A 2751-nucleotide genomic window follows, 5' to 3' on the forward strand; every position below is an offset into this window, starting at 1 on the left:
GCCCCCCCCCCCCCCCCCCCCGCGCGGCCCGGGCCCCCCCCCCCCCCCCCCCCCCCCCCCCCCCCGGGGCCCCCCCCCCCCCCCGCGGCGGCCCCCCCCCCCCCCCCCGGGGGGGGGGGGGGCCCCCCCCTCAGGCGTGTGCGGCCCTGGAACCGTCCGGTCGCCGTAGCCCTTCCACGGCGCCGGAGCGTTCAGCGGGCCGGGCCGCCTGCCTGGGGCGGGAGCTGGGGCCGGGGAGCCGCCTGCCGGCCCGGGAGCCGGGGAGCCGCGGCCGACGGGGCGGAGGCCGGGGGAGCGCCGGCCGCGGGTGTGGCGGCGCCGCGCAGGCGGCCCGCGGCGGCGATCGAGGGAGCGGTGGCCGTGGTCGCCGTCGCCGTGGTGGCGGCCGTGGTCCGGTCCGCCGTGAACCGTGCCCGTTCGAGGTAGGGGCCGGGGGAGACCTTCCAGGAGACGACGCTCGGGTCGACCTCCTGGCGGACCACCCGTTCCATGAGGGTGGCCATCTCGACCGGACCGATGCCGCCGGGGACGGGGGTGATGTTCTGCGGGACGGTGTACGCCTCGGCCTGTACGTCGCCGCGCACGCTGCCGTCCGCCTGCGGTACGAAACCGGAGTCGATCACGACGCGGTGGTGCGGCCGGATGTGGTCGGGGGTGAGGATGCCGGGGCTGCCGGTGACGGAGATGACGATGTCGGCGTCGCGGACCCGCTCCAGCCTGTCGCCGTGGTCGAGGGTCATGGGGTCGTGCCCGTTGGCCCGGAGCATGCTCACCACCCCCTGCCCGACGAACCCCTTGCTGCCGACCACGGCGATGGCGGGCCGGTCGGTCGCGAAGGGCTCCGCGACCCGGTAGATGCCCTCGGCGGTCGCGCAGGCGGGGTAGGGGGAGCGCCCTTTGAGCAGGGCGTCGATGTCCTTGGCCGGGTCCATGCCGTCCACGACGGGGGCCAGGTCGCGCGGCGGGGGGAACTGCACGATGATCGCGCGTGTGGCGGGGTCCGCGTTGTAACCCTCCAGGACCTCGCGGAATTCGCGACGGCCGACGCCGGGCGGCAGGACGACGTGGTCCGCCCGGAAGCCCAGGTGCTCGAAGCTCTTGATCTTCTGTTCGGCGGAGATCCGGGAGGCTTCCAGGCGGACGCGCCAGTCGGGCGGGTCGGTGTCGGTGGGGGTGAAGCGGATGACCGCCACCTTCATGCCGGTCGGTTCCACGGCGGGCCGGTAGTGCGCGTACAACGCGCGTGCCTGTCGCAGTACGTCCCTGCCCGAGACCAGCTCCGTCACGTCAAGGGCCCCAGGCCGGCCAGTACTTCGGGCACCGGAGCCAGGGGGTGACCGTGGAAGAGGCGGGTCACCTCGCCGGCCGTCAGCCTCCGGTCGCCCCGGTCGTCGTCCCGGTACCCGTTCTCCGCGACCTTCAGGGTGATCGCGGTGAAGGTCTCCGGGCCGCCGGGGTCGAAGGAGGAGAAGTCCCCGAAGTGCGCGATCCACAGCAGGGAGGCGAGGTGGGGGCTCAGGTGGGCACGGAGCAGGGGGAGTGCGGCGTCGGCGACATCGGCGAAGTCGTAGGTGATGCCGTGGACCGGGCTGTCGGCCAGCTCGGAGACGACGGCCACGGCCTGTCCGGTGGCCGGGTCGTACACGGCGCGCAGCAGGGAGAAGGCCTCGCCGTTGAGCCGGTGCCGCCAGCGGAACAGCTGGGTGGTCTGAGGAAGGGACACGTATCTCTCCAGGGTCGGTTCAGGTCGTCACGTGTGCTTGAGGACGGAGATGAGCAGGCCGTTCACCGGGTGGGGTGTCAGGAAGACCCCGGTGTCCCGCAGGGCCCACTCGGGGACGCGCGTGCCCTCAGGGAGGGCGCGAGGGGTGCCGTCACCGGCGGACAGATCGACCTCGGCCGCACCGGGATCCCCTCCGGGGCCCGCGGCGAGCTCTCCGTACGCGATCCCGTCGTCGGTGATCGACCGGACGAACACGTCGGCCTTGCGGCTCTCGCCCGCCTCCAGGCAGGCGCCGTGGCGGCGCTGGAGGTCGAAGGCGACAGTTCCGACGGCGACGAAACGGCCGTTGGGGGAGGAGACGGCGTCGCCTCCCCTCGGCTGCTCGCACACGATGCTCGTTTCCAGCTTGCCCGTGGCGGCGTTGTGGACGGCGACGAGCGGGGTGGAGAAGTTGCCCCCGGTCTCGGCGTGCCAACGGGTGAGGAGGCGCCCGCCACGCTGGATGACACGGCGTTCCTTGTCCCAGGCGAGTCCCTGACGGAACCGGGCCGCGGTGTCCCCTGCGCCGGGTCAAAGGTCTCCGCCTCGCGCCATGCGCTGTTGCAGCTCCGCGTAGAGCTGAGCGTATTCCCCCGTCAGCATCTCTTTCCGATCATCGTGTGGGTGTGGTTCGTGGGCGGTCAGCCGCGTGCTTGCTTCCTTCGTACGATCTCGTCCAGGTCGTCGTCCGTGATCGTGCCCAGCAAGGCGGCACCGTTGACGAGGGCGAAGACGTTGTCCTGCCCCGTGGGTTCGACGACCAGCTCGTCGTGGACCTCTTCTTCGAAGTCCCAGGCGGCGATGGTCTCGATCATCTCCTCGCGGGGGACGCCGCCCTGGGCGTAGTGCCTGAGGTACGCGCGGAGTGAGGGCTTCTCGGTCATGAGGCGGTCCTTCTCGGTTCTTCTGTGCGGTGTGGCCGTCGGCGGGGGCTGTGTGGTGTGTCGGGTCAGCGGGTGGGGCGGCTGGAGGGCGGTGTGTGGTGCGGG

Annotated in this window: 4 protein-coding genes; all 4 read right to left on the bottom strand. The window is 73.1% G+C overall.

Annotated elements, in window-relative coordinates:
* Window positions 1-191 precede the first annotated feature (191 nt).
* Window positions 192-1286 (bottom strand): tetrahydrofolate dehydrogenase/cyclohydrolase catalytic domain-containing protein, encoded by a 1095-nt coding sequence (locus tag JS521_RS11595; protein WP_307847849.1) that lies wholly within the window; start codon window positions 1284-1286, stop codon window positions 192-194.
* Window positions 1283-1723 (bottom strand): hypothetical protein, encoded by a 441-nt coding sequence (locus tag JS521_RS11600; RefSeq protein ID WP_205082641.1) that lies wholly within the window; start codon window positions 1721-1723, stop codon window positions 1283-1285. The genes JS521_RS11595 and JS521_RS11600 overlap by 4 nt, the downstream gene beginning before the upstream one ends.
* 27 nt (window positions 1724-1750) lie before the next feature.
* Window positions 1751-2113, bottom strand: coding sequence for a hypothetical protein (locus tag JS521_RS11605; RefSeq protein WP_205082642.1), 363 nt, complete (start codon window positions 2111-2113; stop codon window positions 1751-1753).
* A 290-nt stretch (window positions 2114-2403) separates the two neighbouring features.
* Window positions 2404-2646 carry a hypothetical protein gene (locus JS521_RS11610; protein WP_205082643.1) on the bottom strand — a complete coding sequence of 81 codons (243 nt, stop codon included), beginning with the start codon at window positions 2644-2646 and terminating at the stop codon, window positions 2404-2406.
* Between the last annotated feature and the right edge of the window lie 105 nt (window positions 2647-2751).

Source organism: Streptomyces durocortorensis, assembly GCF_016901035.1.
Lineage (GTDB): Bacteria > Actinomycetota > Actinomycetes > Streptomycetales > Streptomycetaceae > Streptomyces > Streptomyces durocortorensis.